17 protein-coding genes and 1 pseudogene are annotated in these 18,807 nt (G+C 59.7%); 8 read left to right on the top strand and 10 right to left on the bottom strand.

Features of this window, described 5'->3' with window-relative positions; genetic code table 11:
• Positions 1-9 precede the first annotated feature (9 nt).
• The 4 genes from AC1RT4_RS13075 to AC1RT4_RS13060 all read right to left on the bottom strand — a co-directional run bounded on the left by AC1RT4_RS13075 (position 10) and on the right by AC1RT4_RS13060 (position 3,169).
• A complete protein-coding gene (locus tag AC1RT4_RS13075; RefSeq protein WP_493085564.1) occupies positions 10-414 on the bottom strand; it encodes a SufE family protein in 405 nt (134 codons plus the stop codon).
• Positions 411-1,616, bottom strand: coding sequence for an aminotransferase class V-fold PLP-dependent enzyme (locus AC1RT4_RS13070; RefSeq protein WP_493085563.1), 1,206 nt, complete (start codon positions 1,614-1,616; stop codon positions 411-413). The genes AC1RT4_RS13075 and AC1RT4_RS13070 overlap by 4 nt, the downstream gene beginning before the upstream one ends.
• Before the next feature lie 124 nt (positions 1,617-1,740).
• Positions 1,741-2,775, bottom strand: a complete 1,035-nt coding sequence (dapD, locus tag AC1RT4_RS13065) for a 2,3,4,5-tetrahydropyridine-2,6-dicarboxylate N-succinyltransferase (protein WP_007954762.1) — start codon at positions 2,773-2,775, stop codon at positions 1,741-1,743.
• A 31-nt stretch (positions 2,776-2,806) separates the two neighbouring features.
• Positions 2,807-3,169, bottom strand: coding sequence for an ArsC family reductase (locus AC1RT4_RS13060; protein WP_003222107.1), 363 nt, complete (start codon positions 3,167-3,169; stop codon positions 2,807-2,809).
• Positions 3,170-3,351: 182 nt separating this feature from the next.
• Here AC1RT4_RS13060 and AC1RT4_RS13055 point away from each other — a divergent pair.
• Positions 3,352-4,983 (top strand): annotated as a pseudogene (locus AC1RT4_RS13055) (Na+/H+ antiporter).
• Positions 4,984-5,025: 42 nt separating this feature from the next.
• Here the strand turns inward: AC1RT4_RS13055 and AC1RT4_RS13050 are convergent.
• The 6 genes from AC1RT4_RS13050 to map all read right to left on the bottom strand — a co-directional run bounded on the left by AC1RT4_RS13050 (position 5,026) and on the right by map (position 12,365).
• The gene (locus AC1RT4_RS13050) at positions 5,026-5,778 is read right to left on the bottom strand and encodes a M12 family metallopeptidase (RefSeq protein WP_493085562.1); all 753 of its coding nucleotides are present in this window, start codon (positions 5,776-5,778) and stop codon (positions 5,026-5,028) included.
• A 60-nt stretch (positions 5,779-5,838) separates the two neighbouring features.
• Positions 5,839-6,519, bottom strand: a complete 681-nt coding sequence (locus tag AC1RT4_RS13045) for a M12 family metallopeptidase (RefSeq protein ID WP_493085561.1) — start codon at positions 6,517-6,519, stop codon at positions 5,839-5,841.
• Positions 6,520-6,698: 179 nt separating this feature from the next.
• The gene (locus AC1RT4_RS13040; protein ID WP_493085560.1) at positions 6,699-7,427 is read right to left on the bottom strand and encodes a M12 family metallopeptidase; all 729 of its coding nucleotides are present in this window, start codon (positions 7,425-7,427) and stop codon (positions 6,699-6,701) included.
• 169 nt (positions 7,428-7,596) lie between these two features.
• The gene (gene dapC, locus AC1RT4_RS13035; protein ID WP_262195169.1) at positions 7,597-8,796 is read right to left on the bottom strand and encodes a succinyldiaminopimelate transaminase; all 1,200 of its coding nucleotides are present in this window, start codon (positions 8,794-8,796) and stop codon (positions 7,597-7,599) included.
• Positions 8,797-8,839: 43 nt separating this feature from the next.
• Positions 8,840-11,542 (bottom strand): [protein-PII] uridylyltransferase, encoded by a 2,703-nt coding sequence (locus tag AC1RT4_RS13030; RefSeq protein ID WP_007954768.1) that lies wholly within the window; start codon positions 11,540-11,542, stop codon positions 8,840-8,842.
• Between the two features lie 40 nt (positions 11,543-11,582).
• Positions 11,583-12,365 carry a type I methionyl aminopeptidase gene (gene map / locus AC1RT4_RS13025; protein ID WP_039769663.1) on the bottom strand — a complete coding sequence of 261 codons (783 nt, stop codon included), beginning with the start codon at positions 12,363-12,365 and terminating at the stop codon, positions 11,583-11,585.
• Between the two features lie 374 nt (positions 12,366-12,739).
• On the opposite strand from map, the gene rpsB reads away from it, so the two are divergent.
• The 7 genes from rpsB (at position 12,740) to ispC (ending at position 18,803) form a co-directional block, all read left to right on the top strand.
• Positions 12,740-13,477, top strand: a complete 738-nt coding sequence (gene rpsB, locus AC1RT4_RS13020; protein WP_008052780.1) for a 30S ribosomal protein S2 — start codon at positions 12,740-12,742, stop codon at positions 13,475-13,477.
• Between the two features lie 190 nt (positions 13,478-13,667).
• On the top strand, positions 13,668-14,531 hold the full coding sequence (gene tsf, locus AC1RT4_RS13015) for a translation elongation factor Ts (RefSeq protein ID WP_011332682.1): 864 nt from the start codon (positions 13,668-13,670) through the stop codon (positions 14,529-14,531).
• A 211-nt stretch (positions 14,532-14,742) separates the two neighbouring features.
• Entirely contained in the window at positions 14,743-15,486 is a 744-nt protein-coding gene (pyrH, locus tag AC1RT4_RS13010; protein ID WP_011332683.1) for a UMP kinase, read from the top strand.
• A complete protein-coding gene (gene frr, locus AC1RT4_RS13005) occupies positions 15,483-16,040 on the top strand; it encodes a ribosome recycling factor (protein ID WP_230735728.1) in 558 nt (185 codons plus the stop codon). Before pyrH ends, frr begins: the two co-directional genes overlap by 4 nt.
• 14 nt (positions 16,041-16,054) lie before the next feature.
• Positions 16,055-16,810 carry a polyprenyl diphosphate synthase gene (gene uppS / locus AC1RT4_RS13000; RefSeq protein WP_493085559.1) on the top strand — a complete coding sequence of 252 codons (756 nt, stop codon included), beginning with the start codon at positions 16,055-16,057 and terminating at the stop codon, positions 16,808-16,810.
• A complete protein-coding gene (locus AC1RT4_RS12995) occupies positions 16,810-17,616 on the top strand; it encodes a phosphatidate cytidylyltransferase (RefSeq protein WP_493085558.1) in 807 nt (268 codons plus the stop codon). The genes uppS and AC1RT4_RS12995 overlap by 1 nt, the downstream gene beginning before the upstream one ends.
• Positions 17,613-18,803 carry a 1-deoxy-D-xylulose-5-phosphate reductoisomerase gene (ispC, locus tag AC1RT4_RS12990; protein WP_493085557.1) on the top strand — a complete coding sequence of 397 codons (1,191 nt, stop codon included), beginning with the start codon at positions 17,613-17,615 and terminating at the stop codon, positions 18,801-18,803. Before AC1RT4_RS12995 ends, ispC begins: the two co-directional genes overlap by 4 nt.
• The last annotated feature ends 4 nt before the right edge of the window (positions 18,804-18,807 follow it).

The raw sequence follows: 18,807 nt of genomic DNA, 5'->3' as shown, positions 1-18,807 counted from the left end.
GCAGCCCTTTTATCGCGCCAATTCATTCATCCGCTGCAGCACGGCATTCAAGCCATTGCTGCGCGAAGGCGACAACTGCCGCGACAGTCCCAGCTGATTGAACCAGTCCGGCAGATCGATTTGCTGCAACTCGGCGGCCGACAAGCCGTTGACCCGCAACAGCAGCAACGCCACCAGTCCGCGAATCATCCGCGCATCGCTGCTGGCTGCGAATTGCCAATGGCCGTCGCGCAGCTCACCGACCAGCCACACCTGGCTTTCACAGCCGTGTACCCGATTGGCCTCGCACTTGTCCGCATCGCTCAACGGCGGCAGACGATCGCCAAACTGCATCAACAGCCGCGCCCGTTGTTCCCAACCGGCGGCGTTCTGAAACGTTTGCAGCGCTTCGGAGGCCTCGACCGGCAGGCTCATCGCAACAACTCCAGCGCCTGATCCAGCGCTTCAAAGAACCGTTCCAGATCCTCGGAATCGTTGTACAACGCCAGCGAGACGCGAATCGCCCCGGCCAGTTCGAAACGCTTGAGCAGCGGCATCGCGCAGTGGTGACCGGCACGTACGGCGATGCCCTGTTCGGTCAGCAAGTGCGCCAGATCGGCGTTATGCACACCTTCCACGACAAAACTCGCCAGCGCCAATTGCGGCTTGCCGAGCAGACGGATGCCATTACGGGCGGCGAGGCCGCGCAACAGATAGTCGTGCAGCGCCGCTTCGTGGGCAGACACCGTGTCCTGATCCAGACCCGCGAGGTAGTCGAGAGTCGCGCCAAGGCCGATCACGCTGGCAATCGGCGGCGTTCCGGCTTCGAAGCCCAGTGGGGCTGGGCGGAAACGCGCGTCGTGATAATTGGCTTCCAGCACCATCTCGCCACCGAACTGCCACGGGCGCAGCTGTTCGAGCGCTGCATTGCGCCCGAACAGCACGCCAAGGCCATCTGGGCCATACAGCTTGTGGCTGGAAAACACATAAAAGTCGCAACCCAGCGCCTGCACGTCATGCCGGCCATGAACCACGCCTTGAGCGCCATCGACCACGGTCAGCGCGTTGTGCGCCTTGGCCATCGCCAGCAGCGCCGGCAACGGTTGCCAGGCGCCAAGCACGTTGGACAACTGACTGACCGCCAGCAAGCGGGTGCGCGGGCCGATCAGGTGAACGGCGGCGGCGAGGTCGATCACGCCGTCATCGTCCAGCGGCAGGATCACCAGCTTCAGGTCGCGACGTTGTGCCATTTGCTGCCACGGCAGCAGGTTGGCGTGATGCTCCAGGGCGCTGATGACAATTTCATCGCCCGGATGGAAAAGATGTTCCAGGCCATAGGCCAGGAGATTCAGCGCACTGGTGGCGCCGTGGGTGAAGATGATCTGCCCGCTGTCACCGGCATTCAGCCACTGGGCGACCTTCAGGCGACTGTCCTCGAACGCCTGCGTGGCATGGGCGCCGGGCAGATGCTGGGCACGATGCACGTTGGCCGCGCCATTGGCGTAGTAATGCGCCAGCGCGTCGAGCAGGGCCTGGGGTTTTTGCGTGGTGGCGGCGTTGTCCAGATAGGTCTGGTCTTGCCGTTGCAGGGCGGCGATGGCCGGGAAATCGGCACGCCAGGGGGAGGGAATCATCACGGTTTCAAGCCCTGGTGAAGATGGGCGGGTTAACGCCGAACCCTGCGGGAGCGGGCTTGCCGCGATGACGATCGGTCGAACGCCATCGCAAACGGGCCGGCTCCCTCAGGTGAGCTTCTGGCGCTTAGTTGTGAGCGTGCAGCGCTTCGTTCAGTTCGATCGCCGATTTGTGGGTTTTGCATTCCACAGCACCGGTTTCCGAATTGCGACGGAACAGCAGGTCGGTCTGACCCGCCAGTTCACGAGCCTTGACCACTTTGACCAGGTTGTTGTGCTCGTCCAGCAGCGCCACCTTGGTGCCGGCGGTCACGTACAGGCCCGACTCGACGGTGTTGCGGTCGCCCAACGGGATACCGATACCGGCGTTGGCGCCGATCAGGCAGCCTTCGCCGACCTTGATCACGATGTTGCCGCCGCCCGACAGGGTGCCCATGGTCGAGCAGCCGCCGCCCAGGTCCGAACCCTTGCCGACGAATACGCCAGCGGATACACGGCCTTCGATCATGCCCGGGCCTTCGGTGCCGGCGTTGAAGTTGATGAAACCTTCGTGCATCACGGTGGTGCCTTCGCCCACGTAGGCGCCCAGACGCAGACGTGCAGCGTCAGCGATACGCACGCCGGCCGGTACCACGTAGTCGGTCATTTTCGGGAATTTGTCCACCGAGAACACTTCCAGCAGCTCGCCGCGCAGACGGGCTTCGAGTTGCAGCTCGGCCAGTTCGCTCAGGTCGATCGCGCCCTGGCTGGTCCAGGCCACGTTCGGCAGTAGCGGGAAGATCCCGGCCAGACTCACGCCGTGCGGCTTGACCAGACGATGGGACAGCAGATGCAGCTTCAGATAAGCCTCAGGGGTCGAGGTCAGTTGCGCGTCTTCGGCCAGCAGGGTGGCGACCAGCGGCTTGTGGCTTTCAGCCAGACGAGTCAGCAGCTTGCCTTGTACCGCGTCGATGCCTTTCACGGCTTCAGCCAGTTGGGCGGCTTGTGCGGTGGTGAAGGTGATGGCCTGGTTGCCTTCGGTGTAGCCGAGGATCGGTGCAACAGCGGCGACCAGTTCAGCCGAAGGGTTCAACAGCGGCTGGGCGTAGAACACTTCCAGCCACGCGCCTTGACGGTTCTGGGTGCCGACACCGAAGGCAATACTGAACAGGGAGTTGGACATGTGAATACCTCTGCAAAAAGTGACGGGCTGCTTACTTGAGCGCGGCCGCGTAGATATCTGGCTTGAAGCCAATCAGGGTTCGGTCACCGAGATCGAGCACCGGGCGCTTGATCATCGAGGGTTGAGCGAGCATCAGTTCGATGGCTTTCGACTGGTCGAGATCGGCTTTGCGTTCGTCGTCGAGTTTGCGAAAGGTCGTGCCTGCGCGGTTCAACACCGTTTGCCAGCCATGCTCGTCGCACCATTGGGTCAGGTGCTCACGGTCAATGCCGGCGGTCTTGTAATCGTGGAAGTCATAGCTGACAGCGTGTTCATCGAGCCAGGTGCGCGCCTTTTTCATGGTGTCGCAGGCTTTGATGCCGAAAAGGTGCAACGTTTTGCTTGAAACGGTCAAGGAATTGCCCCCTTTACAGGTGCTGGAAAAAAATGGTGTCGGATTATGCCATGACCAGACGGTTTCGCGGCGCCGAGGTTGCTTTTGCTGTGGGCGCCTGCGACATAGGTGCAACGGTCAGCCACAGCCTAAGCGGCTAATATGGCAGTTCAACGCTGTCGATTGTCCGGGATTTCCGCTTTATGCAAACCGCTTATACCGTCCTGATCCTGCTGATGCTGGTCAGTGTCTCGCGCCTGGTGGGACGGGTGATTCCGCTGCCGCTGCCACTGGTGCAGATCGCCGCCGGCGCCTTGCTGGCCTGGCCGACGCTGGGCCTGCACGTGGCCCTCGATCCCGAACTGTTCCTGTTTCTGTTCCTGCCGCCGTTGCTGTTTTCCGATGGCTGGCGCATGCCCAAACGCGAATTGTGGCGTCTGCGCGGGCCAGTGCTGACGCTGGCGGTCGGGCTGGTGCTGTTTACCGTGGTCGGCGCCGGTTACTTCATTCATTGGTTGCTGCCGACAATTCCATTGCCGGTGGCATTCGCGCTGGCGGCGGTGCTGTCGCCGACCGATGCCGTGGCGGTCTCGGCCATTTCGCAGAACCGCTTGCCCACGCCGCTGATGCACATGCTGCAAGGCGAGGCGCTGATGAACGATGCCTCGGGTCTGGTGACGTTCAAGTTTGCTCTGGTCGCGGCGGTGACCGGCGCATTTTCCCTGGCCAATGCCAGTCTGACCTTCGTGCTGGTCGCGGTCGGCGGACTGGCGGTCGGTGTGGCACTTAGCTGGCTGGTCGGCCGGTTGCGCGCCTGGATGATCGCCCGAGGCTGGGACGATCCGGCGACCCACGTGGTGTTCATGTTGCTGCTGCCGTTTGCCGCTTACGTGCTGGCCGAACGGCTTGGCGCGTCGGGCATTCTCTCGGCGGTGGCGGCGGGGATGATGCAGAGCTGGCTCGACCTGCTGCCGCGTCAGACCAGCACTCGCTTGCTCAACCGCAGTGTGTGGTCGTTGCTGGAATTCGCCTTCAATGGCCTGATCTTCCTGCTGCTCGGTCTGCAACTGCCGGACATCATTAAAGCGGTGGCCAGCCACGAGACGTCGTTGTGGCCGACCCTGTTCTATCGTTGTCTGGATGTGGTGGCTATCTTCCTGGCGCTGGTGCTGTTGCGCTTTATCTGGGTGCAAAGCATCTGGCGTCTGTCAGTACTTTTGCGCCGTCTGCGCGGCAAGGGTGATCTGACGCAAGTACCGACTACCCGTTCCTGCTGGCTGCTGACCGTCGGTGGCGTGCGCGGTGCGGTGACCCTGGCGGGCGTGATGTCGGTGCCGATGCTGATGGGCAGCGAGGCGTTCCCCGAGCGCGATCTGCTGATCTTCATCGCCGCCGGGGTGATCCTGTTGTCGCTGGTGGCGGCGTGCATTGCGCTGCCTTTGTTGTTGCGCGGCATCGAAAGGAGCCCGGACGACAAGCGCCGACAGGAAGTCCGCGACGCCTGGCGCAAGACCGCCGAAGCGGCGATTCATGCGCTGGAAACCGAAGAGGTCAACCCGCAGGACGCCGCGTAAGCCGCACTGGCAGCGGAGCTCAAGGCGCGGATCATGTCCGAGTATCGGCATCAACTGGAGGTCTTCAACGATTCGGCCGAAGCCCAGGCGCTGGCGTTCCAGATGGATCTGCTGGAGCGCCGTCTGCGACTCAAGGCACTGCGCGCGCAACGCCTCGAGTTGTACAGCCTCAGCCGTCAGCACCAGATCGGTGATGACGTGCTGCGCGAAGTGTTGGGCGAACTGGATTTGAGTGAGGCGAATCTGGGGCAGGTCAAGTAGGCCACTCGCGCGCCTGTGAGATCAATCAACCGATGAGCAAGCTCATGGGCGGTACGATGGGTCGTCGGGGGATTCGGAAGGCGTTTCCGGGTAGACCCTTCTGACCAGACGAATGTCTTCTTCGCTGAGCATCATGTTCCTGCTGACCTCAAAGAGGCCGTCCGTGAATGCTTTATCAACCGAGTAATGCATGACTGACAGGCGGTCGTAATCCGTAAGCACTGGATGTGGCTCGTCAATAGGATCGAAAAAGTTTCGGTCGATTTCTTCGCGACTCCAGCCGTGGGTGGCGTAAAACGCCCGAACTTTGGTTTTGTTCCAGGGGATGTTTGCCTCAGGGTGCAGGTGTTCGTGCTGGAGACCGAGTACGTGGCCAAATTCGTGAAGTACTGTTGCTTCGAAAAATTCGGAGCCGGGCTTTTCTGCAATCCAGGTCGTCGGTTCACCGGGATCAGCCAATAACGCATCTGTGCCGATCAGGGAAAGGTTATCCTGAGTATTCGTTTTGATCCTGATCGTTGCAGTAAGGGAGTTGACGAAAACGATATTAAGGTTCGTCAACCTTGCCCATTTCCAGATGACTTCTTTAAATGCCTGTTTGTCATCTTCGCTCAAGTCATCCAGAAAACACACGGGTAGCGTTCGGAAGTTTTTCCAGAATTTTGAGAAGAGTCCAACCGAGCGCACAGGGTGACTGCCTGCACGTGAGTTTCCTGGGCTTTCTTTGATGGCGGCCTGGTAGGAAAGAAAGGGATCAACAGGGGGGATGGTTTTGCAGAGATTGCAGTTGTTCATTACTTGATTTCGCTATTCAAGTCTGGATTGTTTTCGAGTGTTTTATGGAAATGCGCCGTGTTAAATGGCTCGGCCCTGCCAGGTCGCCAAGTGTGGATAGGCCTTTGCCATGAACGCCTTGTCCTTTTCACTGAGCACCATGTTCAGATCAATCTTGAAGTCGCCGTGGGTCCAGCTCTGGCGCACGGCGTAATGCATGATCGATTTCGGATCGTAAGGTGAATAGTCGTAATCGCTGGCGTCTAGCAGGTTGAAGTAACGCTCATCGACAGCGCGGCGTGCGTAATCGTCTTCGTCGGCGTCTTCAGCCACCGAATGCGCCGCGTAGACCGCAGGCTTGTTCCAGGGAATGTTCGACTCCGGGTGCAGGTGCTCATGTTCGGCACCCAGTGCGTGCCCGAACTCATGCATCACATTGGCGGCGAAAAATGTCGGAGTGCGCAGATCGGGCGACAGCCGCATGGTCGGGCCTTCCTCGATCAGCAGGGCATTGTTTCCGATGATCGACCAGTAGATCCCTGGCTCACTGCTGATACGGATATCCCCCGACGCGCCTTCGACAAAATCGAACTTCAGATTGATGTGAGGTAACCAGTTGCTCGCTGCCGTTTTAACAGCATCCTTGAACGCCTGATCGCCACTCAGGAAGGCGATGCGCAATGTCTGGCCCGGCGTCCAGAAATGGGCCGGTTTGCCGATAGCGCGTTTTTTACGGTTGGATTCGATAGATGTTTTATTCATGTTCAAGCGTCCTTACTTGTAGGGATAACTAAAAGGCTCTGGAATACGATGTATTCGGGAAGTGAAGAAGTTAGTGAGGTTCGTGAGTGAGTGAAAGTTGTTTGGTGTAAGGCGGTGTGTTTCAGTTGAAGTTCGCCTGGCGTTGCGCCAGACGAGCTTTTGCGTTTTAAGTGCCTTGGTTATTTTGGATAAAGCAGTTTCATCAACTGTTTGTCTTTTTTGCTGATCTTGCGGTTTGTCGGAACTTCCCAGTTGCCGATTGTCAGGTCGTTCGATACGGGGTGATGCATGATCGAGCGTTTGTCGTAGGCGGTATAAAGCGCATCCAGGGTATCGAAGGACGCGAACAGGTTGTGGTCGACCTGTTCGCGGGTCAGCGGATTCATTTCCCGATTCTGATAAAACGCGTACACCTTGGGTTTATCCCATGGAATATTGGCTTGTGGGTGCTGATGTTCATGCATGGCACCCAGTGCATGGCCGAACTCGTGCATTACGATGACCTCGAAGTCGGCGTGATCCGGCTTGACGCCGAGGTTCATCGTTGGATGGTCGGGATGTATCAACAGGGCATCGGTGCCCAGCATTGAGCTGTTGTCATTGTTTTGGGTGGCGATGCGGATATCACCTTTCAAATCGTCGACGAATTCAAACTTGAGATTGATATAGGGCAGCCAGTTGCTGGCCGCATTGATAATCCCTGTTTTGTGAGCGTCGTCGGGTGCATCCATGAAGGCGATTTTCAGCGTGCGGCCGTTGGCCCACAGTTTTGAGTAGTTGACGACGGAGCGCCTGCGGCGAGTGCCGGTCACGGTGCCGGCATTGGCCGGGTTTTCGTTGATGGCGGCTGTATAGGCCGCCTGATCGTCGGGCCATTGATTGAGGTGGCAATCGAGCAATTCAGTCATTTTTCACTTCTTCCATGAAGTCAAACGTCGGTTTTTGGTGGATGCGCAAAGAACGGCGCCGCTCAAGACTAACGTCTGGCGGGCAGGGGAGAGGGGTAGAAACAGGAGGGGAACTGTTACGTGATATTTGATCTCCCGTGCCGGATTGCCCGGCACGGGCGTTCAGGCATTACTTGTGGCGCAGGACGAAATCGCGGATGCGCTCGGCAGCCTCGACGCATTCCGCCAGAGGCGCAACCAGTGCCATGCGCACGCGCCCGGCGCCCGGGTTGACGCCATCGACGTCACGGGACAGGTACGAACCCGGCACCACGGTCACGTGCTCTTCGGCAAACAGATCACGGCAGAAAGCTGCGTCATCACCTTGCACGTTTGGCCACAGGTAGAAGCTGCCATCCGGACGCTGCACATCCATCACCGGACTCAGGATCGCCAGCACGGCATCGAACTTCTCGCGATAAAGCGCACGGTTGGCGCGCACGTGCACTTCGTCATTCCACGCGGCAACGCTGGCCAGTTGGGTCTGAACCGGCATCGCGCAGCCGTGGTAGGTGCGGTACAGCAGGAAACCCTTGAGGATGTCGGCGTCGCCGGCGACGAAACCGGAGCGCAGGCCCGGCAGGTTCGAGCGTTTGGACAGACTGTGGAACACCACGCAACGCTTGAAGTCCTTGCGACCCAGTTCCGCGCAGGCGCTGAGCAGGCCCGGCGGCGGGGTCTGTTCGTCGAAGTACAGCTCGCTGTAGCACTCGTCGGCGGCGATCACGAAGTCGTATTCGTCGGCCAGGGCGATCAGCTTTTTCAGCACGTCGACCGGAATCAGCGCGCCGGTCGGGTTGCCCGGCGAGCAGAGGAACAGGATCTGGCAGCGCTTCCAGATGTCCGGCGAAACCGCGTCGAAATCCGGGTTGAAGCCGTTCTCGTCCAGGCACGGCAGGTAGTGCGGCTTGGCGCCGGCGAGGAACGCTGCGCCTTCGTAGATCTGATAGAACGGGTTCGGGCTGACCACCAGTGCGTCGTCGCCACGGTTGACCACGGTCTGGGTGAAGGCGAACAGCGCTTCACGGGTGCCGTTGACCGGCAGCACATTGCGCGCCGGGTCGATCCAGCCGCTCGGCACGTTGAAGCGACGCTCGCACCAGGCGGCGATGGCTTCGCGCAGGGCCGGAATGCCGAGCGTGGTCGGGTACACCGCCATCTGATCCAGATTGTTCGCCAAAGCCTCGGCGACAAAGCTTGGCGAGCGGTGCTTCGGTTCGCCGATGGACAGCGCGATCGGGCGCTTGTCCGGGTTTGGCGTGACGCTGCCGAGCAGGGCGCGGAGCTTTTCGAACGGGTAGGGCTGAAGCTGGGACAGAGCGTTGTTCATCGGTGCGGGATCTCGTGCAAAGCGGTTGAATCCGGGCGCGCAATCAAATGCTGATGCGCGACAGTTTGATATCGGGTTCCTGATTGACGCTCAACTGTTCGACGATGGCATCCTGCAAACGGCTGCACAGCAGCGGGTCGGACAGCGGTTGATTGTGGGCGTCGGTGATGAAGAACACGTCTTCCACCCGCTCGCCCAGGGTGGCGATCTTGGCGTTCTGCAGCGACAGGTCGAACTCGAGGAAAATCCCGCCAACCCGTGCCAGCAGGCCCGGGCGATCCGGTGCCGTGAGTTCCAGCACCGTTACCGGGCGCTGGGCGTCGTTGTGGATCGTCACCTGCGGGGCGAACGCGAAATGCTTGAGCTGGCGCGGCACCCGACGCTGGATGATCGTCGGGTAGTCGGCGGGATTGCGCAGGGCTTCGGTCAGACCGTCGCGAATCTGTTTGACCCGGACCGGATTGTCGCCGATCGAATCGCCATCGGTGTCGAGCACGATGTAGGTGTCGAGGGTGAACTGGCTGCTGGACGTGATGACCCGGGCGTCGTGAATGTTCAGGTTGAGCTGGTCCATCGCGGCCACAGTCACGGCGAAGAAGTCGTGCTGGTCGGGCGCATAGATGAAGATCTGCGTGCCGCCCTCGAATTCGCGCTGGGTGGTTTCCTTGATCAGCACCAACGGGCCGCCGTCGGCCGGTTGCTGAAGGATCGCGTCGGTGTGCCAGGCCACGTCGCCAGCGGTGTGGCGCAGGAAGTAGTCATCGCCCAGTTGCGCCCACAATTGCTCGACGTCATCCGGATCGGTGCCGCCGCGTACCAGGATATCCAGCGCCGCGCTCTGAGTCTGGCGGATCTGCTCTTCGCGATCCACCGGATTCTCCAGGCCACGGCGCAGGGCACGCTTGGTTTCGGTGTAGAGCTGGCGCAACAGGCTGGCGCGCCACGAGTTCCACAAGGTCGGATTGGTCGCGTTGATGTCGGCCACGGTCAGGACGTACAGATAGTCGAGACGGGTTTCGTCACCGACCGCCAGGGCGAAATCATGGATGACCTGCGGGTCGGACAAGTCCTTGCGCTGGGCAGTGGTCGACATCACCAGGTGGTTCTGCACCAGCCAGACGATCAGGCGGCTGTCCCACACCGGTAGTTGGTGACGCTGGCAGAACGCCTCGGCATCGACCGCGCCGATCTCCGAGTGATCGCCATGCCGGCCTTTGCCGATGTCGTGGTACAGGCCGGCCATATAAATGAGTTCAGGCTTGGGCAGTTTCGCCATGAGCTTGGCGGCCAGCGGGAATTTCTCCGACACCTGGGTGTACTGCAGCTTGCGCAGGTGTTTGATCAGGTTCAGCGTGTGCGCATCGACCGTATAGATGTGGAACAGGTCGTGCTGCATCTGCCCGACGATGAAGCCGAACTCCGGCAGGTAGCGCCCGAGAATGCCGTAGCGGTTCATCCGCCGCAGGTTGCGGTGGATACCGATCTTGCACTTGAACAGTTCGATGAACAGGCTGGTATTGCGGATGTCGTTGCGGAAATTGTCGTCGATCAGGTGACGGTTTTCTCGAAGCAGGCGAATGGTGTCGGCGCGCACACCTTTGATTTCCGGTTGCTGGGCCATCAGCACGAAGATCTCGAGCATGGCGAACGGCGTGCGGCGGAATACGTTGTCGTTGCGTGCCTCGATGTAGCCGTCGTGCAGCTGGAAACGCGAGTTGATCGGCTGCGGCGGCGCTTCGTCTTCCGGGGCGAGGATGACTTCCTCGAAGTGCTGGATGATCAGGTCGCTGAGCTGGGCAATGCTCATCACAACGCGGAAGTACTGTTGCATGAAGTTTTCGACAGCCTGTTTGGCGTCGTCGCCTTCAAAACCCAGCAGCCCGGCAATGGTGCGCTGGTGATCGAACAGCAGGCGGTCTTCGGAGCGACCGGCGAGCATGTGCAGGGCGTAACGCACCTTCCAGAGGAATTCCTGGGAGGAGGCCAGCAGGGCGTTTTCACTCTCGACCAGAAAGCCTTCGCCGGCCAGAGCGCGCAGGTTCAGGGTGCCGTACTGACGACGGGCCACCCACAGAATCGTCTGAATATCCCGTAGTCCGCCGGGCGAGCCTTTGACGTTGGGTTCCAGGTTGTATTCGGTGTCGTTGTACTTGTGGTGGCGAGCCTTCTGCTCGGCGCGCTTGGCCAGGAAGAAATCCTTGCTCGGCCACATATGTGCGGTGCTGGTGACATCGAGCATGCGCTGGCGCAGGCGCTCGGGGCCGCAGATGGTGCGGCTTTCCATCAGGTTGGTGACCACCGTCAGGTCGGCGCGGGCCTCTTCGGCGCATTCGTCGACGGAGCGAACGCTCTGACCGACTTCCAGCCCTATATCCCACAGCAGCGTCAGAAAACGCTCGATGGAGTCGCGGAAAATTTCGTGATCAGCGCTGTCCAGCAGGATCAGCAGGTCGATGTCGGAGTAAGGGTGCAGTTCGCCGCGACCGTAGCCGCCGACCGCGACCAGCGCGATGTCGGCGTCTTCGCTCCAGTCAAACTGGTCCCAGGCCTTTTGCAGAATGTTGTCGACGAACCATGCCCGGTCTTCGATCAGCCGCCGGATGTCACGCCCGGCCCGAAAACGTGCATCGAGCACTTCGCGGGCCTGGCGGATCGCCTTCTTGAACGCCGCGATGGGACTCGCTTTCAGGGCCAGTTCAGCCTGGAACTGACCGCGGTCGAAGAGTTCGGGATCCACCTGCGGCATCGATTGGCTTTCCTTCTATAGGCTGGGAACGGTGTCTGGATCAGGCCGAGATGCGCGGGATGGTGTCGTCGCTGCGCAGGGTGAAGATCTCGTAGCCGGTGTCGGTGACAAGCAAAGTGTGTTCCCACTGTGCCGACAGCTTGCGGTCCTTGGTGATCGCGGTCCAGCCGTCGCCCAACACCTTGGTGTCGGCCTTGCCCTGGTTGATCATCGGCTCGATGGTGAAGGTCATGCCGGCCTTCAGTTCCATGCCGGTGCCGGCACGGCCGTAGTGCAGGATCTGCGGCTCTTCGTGGAACACCTTGCCGATACCGTGGCCGCAGAACTCACGCACCACCGAGAAACCGTTCTTTTCAGCGTGCTTCTGAATGATTTCGCCGATGTCGCCGAGGCGGCAGCCGGGTTTGACGATCTCGATCGCCTTGTACATGCATTCCTGGGTGACCTGCGACAGGCGCTCGGCCCAGACCGGCACGGTGCCGACGTGGAACATGCGGCTGGTGTCGCCGTGGTAGCCGTCCTTGATAACGGTGACGTCGATGTTCAGGGTGTCGCCGTTTTTCAGCGGCTTGTCGTTCGGGATGCCGTGGCAGACCACATGGTTGATCGAGGTGCAGATCGACTTCGGGTAGCCCTTGTAGTTGAGCGGGGCAGGGATGGCCTGCTGCACGTTGACGATATAGTCGTGGCAGATCTGGTTCAGCTCATCGGTGGTCACGCCCGGCTTGACGTGCTCGGCAATCATTTCCAGCACATCGGCGGCCAGTTTGCCGGCGACACGCATGCCAGCGATGTCCTCGGGGGTTTTGAGGGTGACGGTCATACAGGCTCTCTCTGCGCTCGGCGGCGCTTGCTGATACGAACAGGGGCGCGGCTGTTGATTTGGCGGCCCCGAAAAACGCGATTCTAACAGACCAAAGGCGCAAATCCGCGCCTGCGTGCATCGCTTCTCTCTATACAATGTGGTGCATTGTCCCGATTCCAAGGGGCTGGCGCGCATGTCCCTGACGCGATTGCAGATTCCGGGTTCCGTTTGCGTCGTCCCTGTGGTATAAAATGCGCCGCTTTCCGGGGATAGCCCCGAGAGCATTAACCCACACACGTGTCGACACGATGGCCTGGGTGCCTTTGATCCTCGGATCAATGGTTGGTCATTGGGATACGTGGAGGCCCAACCCGACTTATCAAGGAACTATCATGTCCCAAGTCAACATGCGCGATATGCTGAAGGCCGGTGTGCACTTCGGTCACCAAACCCGTTACTGGAATCCGAAAATGGGTAAATACATTTTCGGCGCGCGTAACAAGATTCACATCATCAACCTTGAAAAAACCCTGCCAATGTTCAACGAAGCTCTGACTTTCGTAGAGCGTCTGGCCCAGGGCAAAAACAAGATTCTGTTCGTCGGCACCAAGCGTTCCGCTGGCAAGATCGTTGCTGAAGAAGCAGCACGTTGCGGTTCGCCGTACGTCGATCACCGCTGGTTGGGCGGCATGCTGACCAACTTCAAGACCATTCGTGCTTCCATCAAGCGTCTGCGTGACCTTGAAGTACAAGCCGAAGACGGTACTTTCGCCAAGCTGACCAAGAAAGAAGCGCTGATGCGCACTCGCGATCTTGAGAAGCTGGATCGCTCCCTGGGCGGCATCAAGGACATGGGCGGTCTGCCAGACGCACTGTTCGTGATCGACGTTGACCACGAGCGCATCGCGATCACCGAAGCCAACAAGCTGGGCATCCCGGTCATCGGCGTTGTCGATACCAACAGCAGCCCGGAAGGCGTTGACTACATCATCCCAGGCAACGATGACGCAATCCGCGCTATCCAGCTGTACATGGGTTCGATGGCTGACGCAGTCATCCGCGGTCGCAACAACGTTGCTGGCGGTACTGTAGAATTCGCAGCTGAAGAAACTCAGGCTGCAGCTGAGTAATTGACGCCCTGGCGTTGACTCAGTAAGCAAAAAGGGGGCTTGGCCCCCTTTTTGCCACCTCGAAAACCATTTGTCGGCAGCGCAGCTACAGCATCTGTAACGTGCAGCGGCTACAAGGTGGCTCGGGAAGAATTGAACGCCCGTTCGATCGGGTGGAATGGTTGAAAACCTATCCAAGAGGAATTTGAAAATGGCAGCAATTACTGCAGCGTTGGTCAAAGAACTGCGCGAGCGTACCGGCGAAGGCATGATGGATTGCAAGAAAGCCCTGGAAAAGGCTGGCGGCGACATCGAAAAAGCCATTGATGACATGCGTGCTTCGGGCGCCATCAAGGCTGCCAAGAAAGCTGGCAACGTTGCCGCTGAAGGCGCTATCGCCATCAAGGACGACGGCAAGGCTGCCGTTCTGATCGAAGTCAACTCGCAGACCGACTTCCTGGCTCTGCAGGACGACTTCAAAAACTTCGTTGCTGCCAGCGTTGACAAAGCATTCGCTGACAAGCTGACCGACGCAGCTCCGCTGATCGCTGCTCAAGAAGCCGCTCGCGAAGCACTGGTTGCCAAAGTAGGCGAGAACGTCAACATCCGTCGCCTGGTGCGCGTAGAAGGCGACGTGGTCGGCACCTACCTGCACGGCAACAAGATCGGTGTTGCTGTTGTCCTGAAAGGCGGTGACGTCGAGCTGGCCAAAGACATCGCAATGCACGTTGCTGCAAGCAACCCTGAGTTCCTGCTGCCTTCGCAAGTCTCCGACGAAGCGATCGAGCGTGAAAAGGCTGTGTTCCTGCAGCTGAACGAAGAAAAAATCAAAGGCAAGCCAGAAAACATTGTTGAGAACATGGTCAAAGGCCGTATCAGCAAGTTCCTGGCAGAAGCGAGCCTGGTTGAGCAGGCGTTCGTCAAGAACCCTGAAATCAAGGTTGGCGAGCTGGCCAAGAAAGGCGGCGCTGAAATCGTTTCCTTCACCTACTTCAAAGTAGGCGAAGGCATCGAGAAGCCGGTCGACAACTTCGCTGAAGAAGTTGCTGCCCAGCTGGCTGCCGCCAAGCAATAAGACGGTTTTTCAACTGTCGCCCGAAAGAGGCTGCCCGCTCACGCGCGCAGCCTCTTTTCAGATAGGGTTACCAATTTTTAATTGGTTTCCCCTTGGAACTGACTTACAAAGCCATGTTCCGATGGCGCTGAAGCAGCGCCAAGCTAGAGTGAACGCCAGCTGTAAACAGCTCGCAAAGAATTTTTAAAATACGCCGCAGGAGAGATTCGCAATGGCTCAGCAGGGCAGTGGTTATCAGGCTCGCTATAAACGCATTCTACTCAAGCTTAGCGGCGAGGCCCTGATGGGCTCGGAAGAGTTCGGGATCGATCCGAAAGTGCTGGATCGCATGGCGCTGGAAGTCGGCCAGCTGGTCGGTATCGGCGTTCAGGTCGGTCTGGTGATCGGCGGTGGCAACCTGTTCCGCGGTGAAGCGCTGAGCAAGGCCGGCATGGATCGGGTCACGGGCGACCACATGGGCATGCTGGCCACTGTGATGAACGCCCTGGCCATGCGCGACGCGCTGGAACGTGCCAATATCTCGGCGATCGTGATGTCGGCCATCTCCATGGTTGGCGTGACCGACCACTATGACCGTCGCAAGGCCATGCGCCACCTGAACTCCAAGGACGTGGTGATTTTCGCGGCCGGTACCGGCAATCCGTTCTTTACCACGGATTCGGCAGCCTGCCTGCGCGCCATTGAAATCGACGCGGACGTCGTGCTCAAGGCGACCAAGGTCGATGGCGTTTACACCGCTGACCCGTTCAAAGACCCGCATGCCGAGAAGTTCGATCATCTGACATACGATGAAGTGCTGGATCGCAAGCTGGGTGTAATGGATCTGACGGCTATCTGCCTGTGCCGCGATCACAAGATGCCGCTGCGCGTATTTAACATGAACAAGCCGGGCGCCCTGCTGAACATCGTGCATGGTGGCGCTGAAGGCACTCTGATCGAGGAAGTCCAACAATGATCAACGAAATCAAGAAAGACGCTAAAGAGCGTATGACGAAGTCCGTTGAGTCCCTGGCTCACAACTTCGGTCGTATCCGCACCGGTCAGGCGCACCCAAGCATCCTGGAAGGCGTGATGGTGCCTTACTACGGCGCTGACACCCCGATCAAGCAAGTGGCCAACATTACCGTCAAGGATGCTCGTACCCTGCAAGTCGTTGCGTTCGAACGCAACATGCTGGGCGCCGTCGACAAGGCCATCGGTAGTGCAGGTCTGAACCTGAACCCGACCAACCTGGGTGAGCTGCTGCTGATCAGCATGCCGGCCCTGACCGAAGAAACCCGTCGCGGTTTCACCAAGCAGGCGCGTGACGTGGCTGAAGACGCCCGTGTTGCCGTGCGCAACATCCGTCGCGATGCCAACAGCTCGCTGAAGGATCTGGTCAAGGAAAAGGAAATCAGCGAAGACGAAGAGCGTCGCGCCACTGGCGAGATCGACGACCTGACCAAGAAGTTCGTGGCTGAAATCGACGCTAAGCTGGCCGAGAAAGAAAAAGACCTGATGGCCGTATAAGGGTCGAGTTTTAAATGGACAAGACCAAGCAGACTGCGCCGTCCGCGGTGCCGCGCCATGTCGCGATCATCATGGATGGCAATAATCGCTGGGCGAAAAAACGCTTTATGCCGGGTGTCGCCGGGCATAAAGCGGGCGTGGACGCCGTTCGGGCGGTGATCGAGGTGTGCGCAGAGGCCAAGGTCGAAGTGCTGACCCTGTTTGCCTTCTCCAGTGAGAACTGGCAACGCCCGGCCGATGAGGTCAGTGCCTTGATGGACCTGTTCTTCAAGGCGTTGCGTCGCGAGGCCAAGCGCCTGAACGATAACAACATCAGTCTGCGCATCATTGGTGACCGCACGCGGTTTCATCCGGAGCTTCAGGCAGCCATGCGTGAAGCAGAGGCGATGACCGCTGGTGCCAACCGCTTTATCCTGCAGATCGCCGCAAATTACGGCGGTCAGTGGGATATCGCGCAGGCAGCGCAGCGTCTCGCGCGTGAGGTTCAGGCTGGTCATCTGCGTCCGGAAGACATCACGCCGGATCTGTTGCAGACCTGCCTTGTCACCGGTGATCTGCCGTTGCCGGACCTGTGTATTCGTACCGGTGGTGAGCATCGCATCAGCAACTTCCTCTTGTGGCAGTTGGCATACTCCGAGTTGTACTTCTCCGACCTGTTCTGGCCGGACTTCAAACACGAAGCCATGCGCAATGCGCTGGCCGATTTCGCTTCGCGTCAGCGTCGTTTCGGTAAAACGAGCGAGCAGGTCGAGGCTGGAGCCCGGGTTTAATGCTTAAACAACGCATCATCACTGCACTGATTCTGCTGCCGATCGCCCTGGGCGGTTTTTTCCTGCTTGAAGGTTCCGGTTTTGCCCTGTTCATCGGGCTGGTCGTGAGTCTGGGTGCCTGGGAATGGGCGCGTCTGGCCGGTTTCACCGCGCAGACATTTCGTGTCGGCTACGCGGCGGTAGTCGCGCTGATGCTGTTCGTCATGTACATCCTGCCGGGGCTGGCACCGTGGGTGCTGGGCGCTTCAGTGATCTGGTGGGCATTGGCGACCTGGCTGGTGCTGACGTACCCGCGTTCCAGCGAGCGCTGGTCCAGTGCCGCCAGCAAACTGGTGATTGGTTTACTGATTCTGTTGCCCGCCTGGCAAGGACTGGTGCAGATCAAGCAATACCCGCTCGGCAACTGGCTGATCATGGCCGTGATGGTGCTGGTCTGGGGCGCTGACATCGGGGCGTATTTCTCCGGTCGTGCGTTCGGCAAGCGCAAGCTGGCGCCGCAAGTCAGTCCCGGCAAAAGCTGGGAGGGCGTGTATGGCGGCCTGGCGCTGAGCCTGGTCATCACCACCCTGGTCGCGCTGTTCCGTGACTGGACGGTGGCGCAACTGTTCAAGGGTTTGATCGGTGCTGCGGTGATTGTCTTCATCTCGGTGGTGGGCGATCTGACCGAAAGCATGTTCAAGCGTCAGTCCGGCATCAAGGACAGCAGCAATCTGCTGCCGGGCCACGGTGGTGTGCTGGATCGCATCGACAGCCTGACAGCGGCGATCCCGGTGTTCGCGGTGCTGTTGTGGATGGCGGCGTCGTGAGTCGCCCGCAGCAGATTACCGTCCTGGGCGCGACCGGTTCGATCGGTCTGAGCACCCTGGATGTCATCGCCCGGCATCCGGAGCGCTATCAGGCGTTCGCTCTGAGCGGTTTTTCGCGTCTGAGCGAACTGTTTGCCCTGTGTGTTCGCCATCTCCCTAAATACGCGGTAGTTCCGGAAGCTGGCGCTGCTCGCAACCTTCAGGACGATTTGCGTGCTGCAGGCTTGTCGACGCAGGTGCTGGTCGGCGAGGAGGGCTTGTGCCAGGTTGCGGCTGCACCCGAGGTGGATGCCGTCATGGCCGCCATCGTCGGCGCCGCCGGTCTGCGCCCGACCCTCGCGGCTGTCGAGGCGGGAAAGAAGATTCTTCTGGCCAACAAGGAAGCGCTGGTCATGTCCGGCGCCTTGTTCATGCAGGCTGTGCGCAAGAGCGGTTCGGTGCTGCTGCCGATCGACAGTGAGCACAACGCGATTTTCCAGTGCATGCCGCAGGATTTTGCTCGCGGGTTGAGCAACGTTGGCGTCCGTCGGATTTTGCTGACAGCCTCTGGCGGCCCTTTCCGGCAGACGCCGATGGCCGAACTGGCGCATGTTTCACCCGATCAGGCCTGTGCGCACCCGAACTGGTCCATGGGTCGCAAGATCTCGGTGGATTCGGCCAGCATGATGAACAAGGGGCTCGAGTTGATCGAGGCCTGCTGGTTGTTCGATGCCAAGCCTTCGCAGGTCGAAGTGGTGATTCACCCACAAAGCGTCATTCATTCGCTGGTCGATTATGTGGACGGTTCGGTGCTGGCGCAGTTGGGCAATCCCGACATGCGCACCCCGATTGCCAATGCCCTGGCCTGGCCTGAGCGGATTGACTCGGGCGTGGCGCCGCTGGATCTGTTCGCTGTTGCGCGCCTGGATTTCGAAGCTCCCGACGAAGAGCGCTTTCCGTGCCTGCGTCTGGCGCGGCAGGCCGCCGAGGCGGGAAACAGCGCTCCGGCCATGCTCAACGCGGCGAATGAAGTGGCGGTTGCCGCGTTTCTCGACGGGCGGGTTCGCTATCTGGAAATCGCGAGTATCATCGAGGAAGTCTTGAATCTCGAGCCAGTGGTGGCCCTGGACGATCTCGATGCGGTGTTTACCGCTGACGCGACTGCCCGGACATTGGCCGGTCAGTGGTTGACTCGCCACGGCCGATAGGTCT

The organism is Pseudomonas sp. GW821-FHT11D10, assembly GCF_058808435.1.
This window is presented reverse-complemented; position numbering and strand designations above follow the sequence as displayed.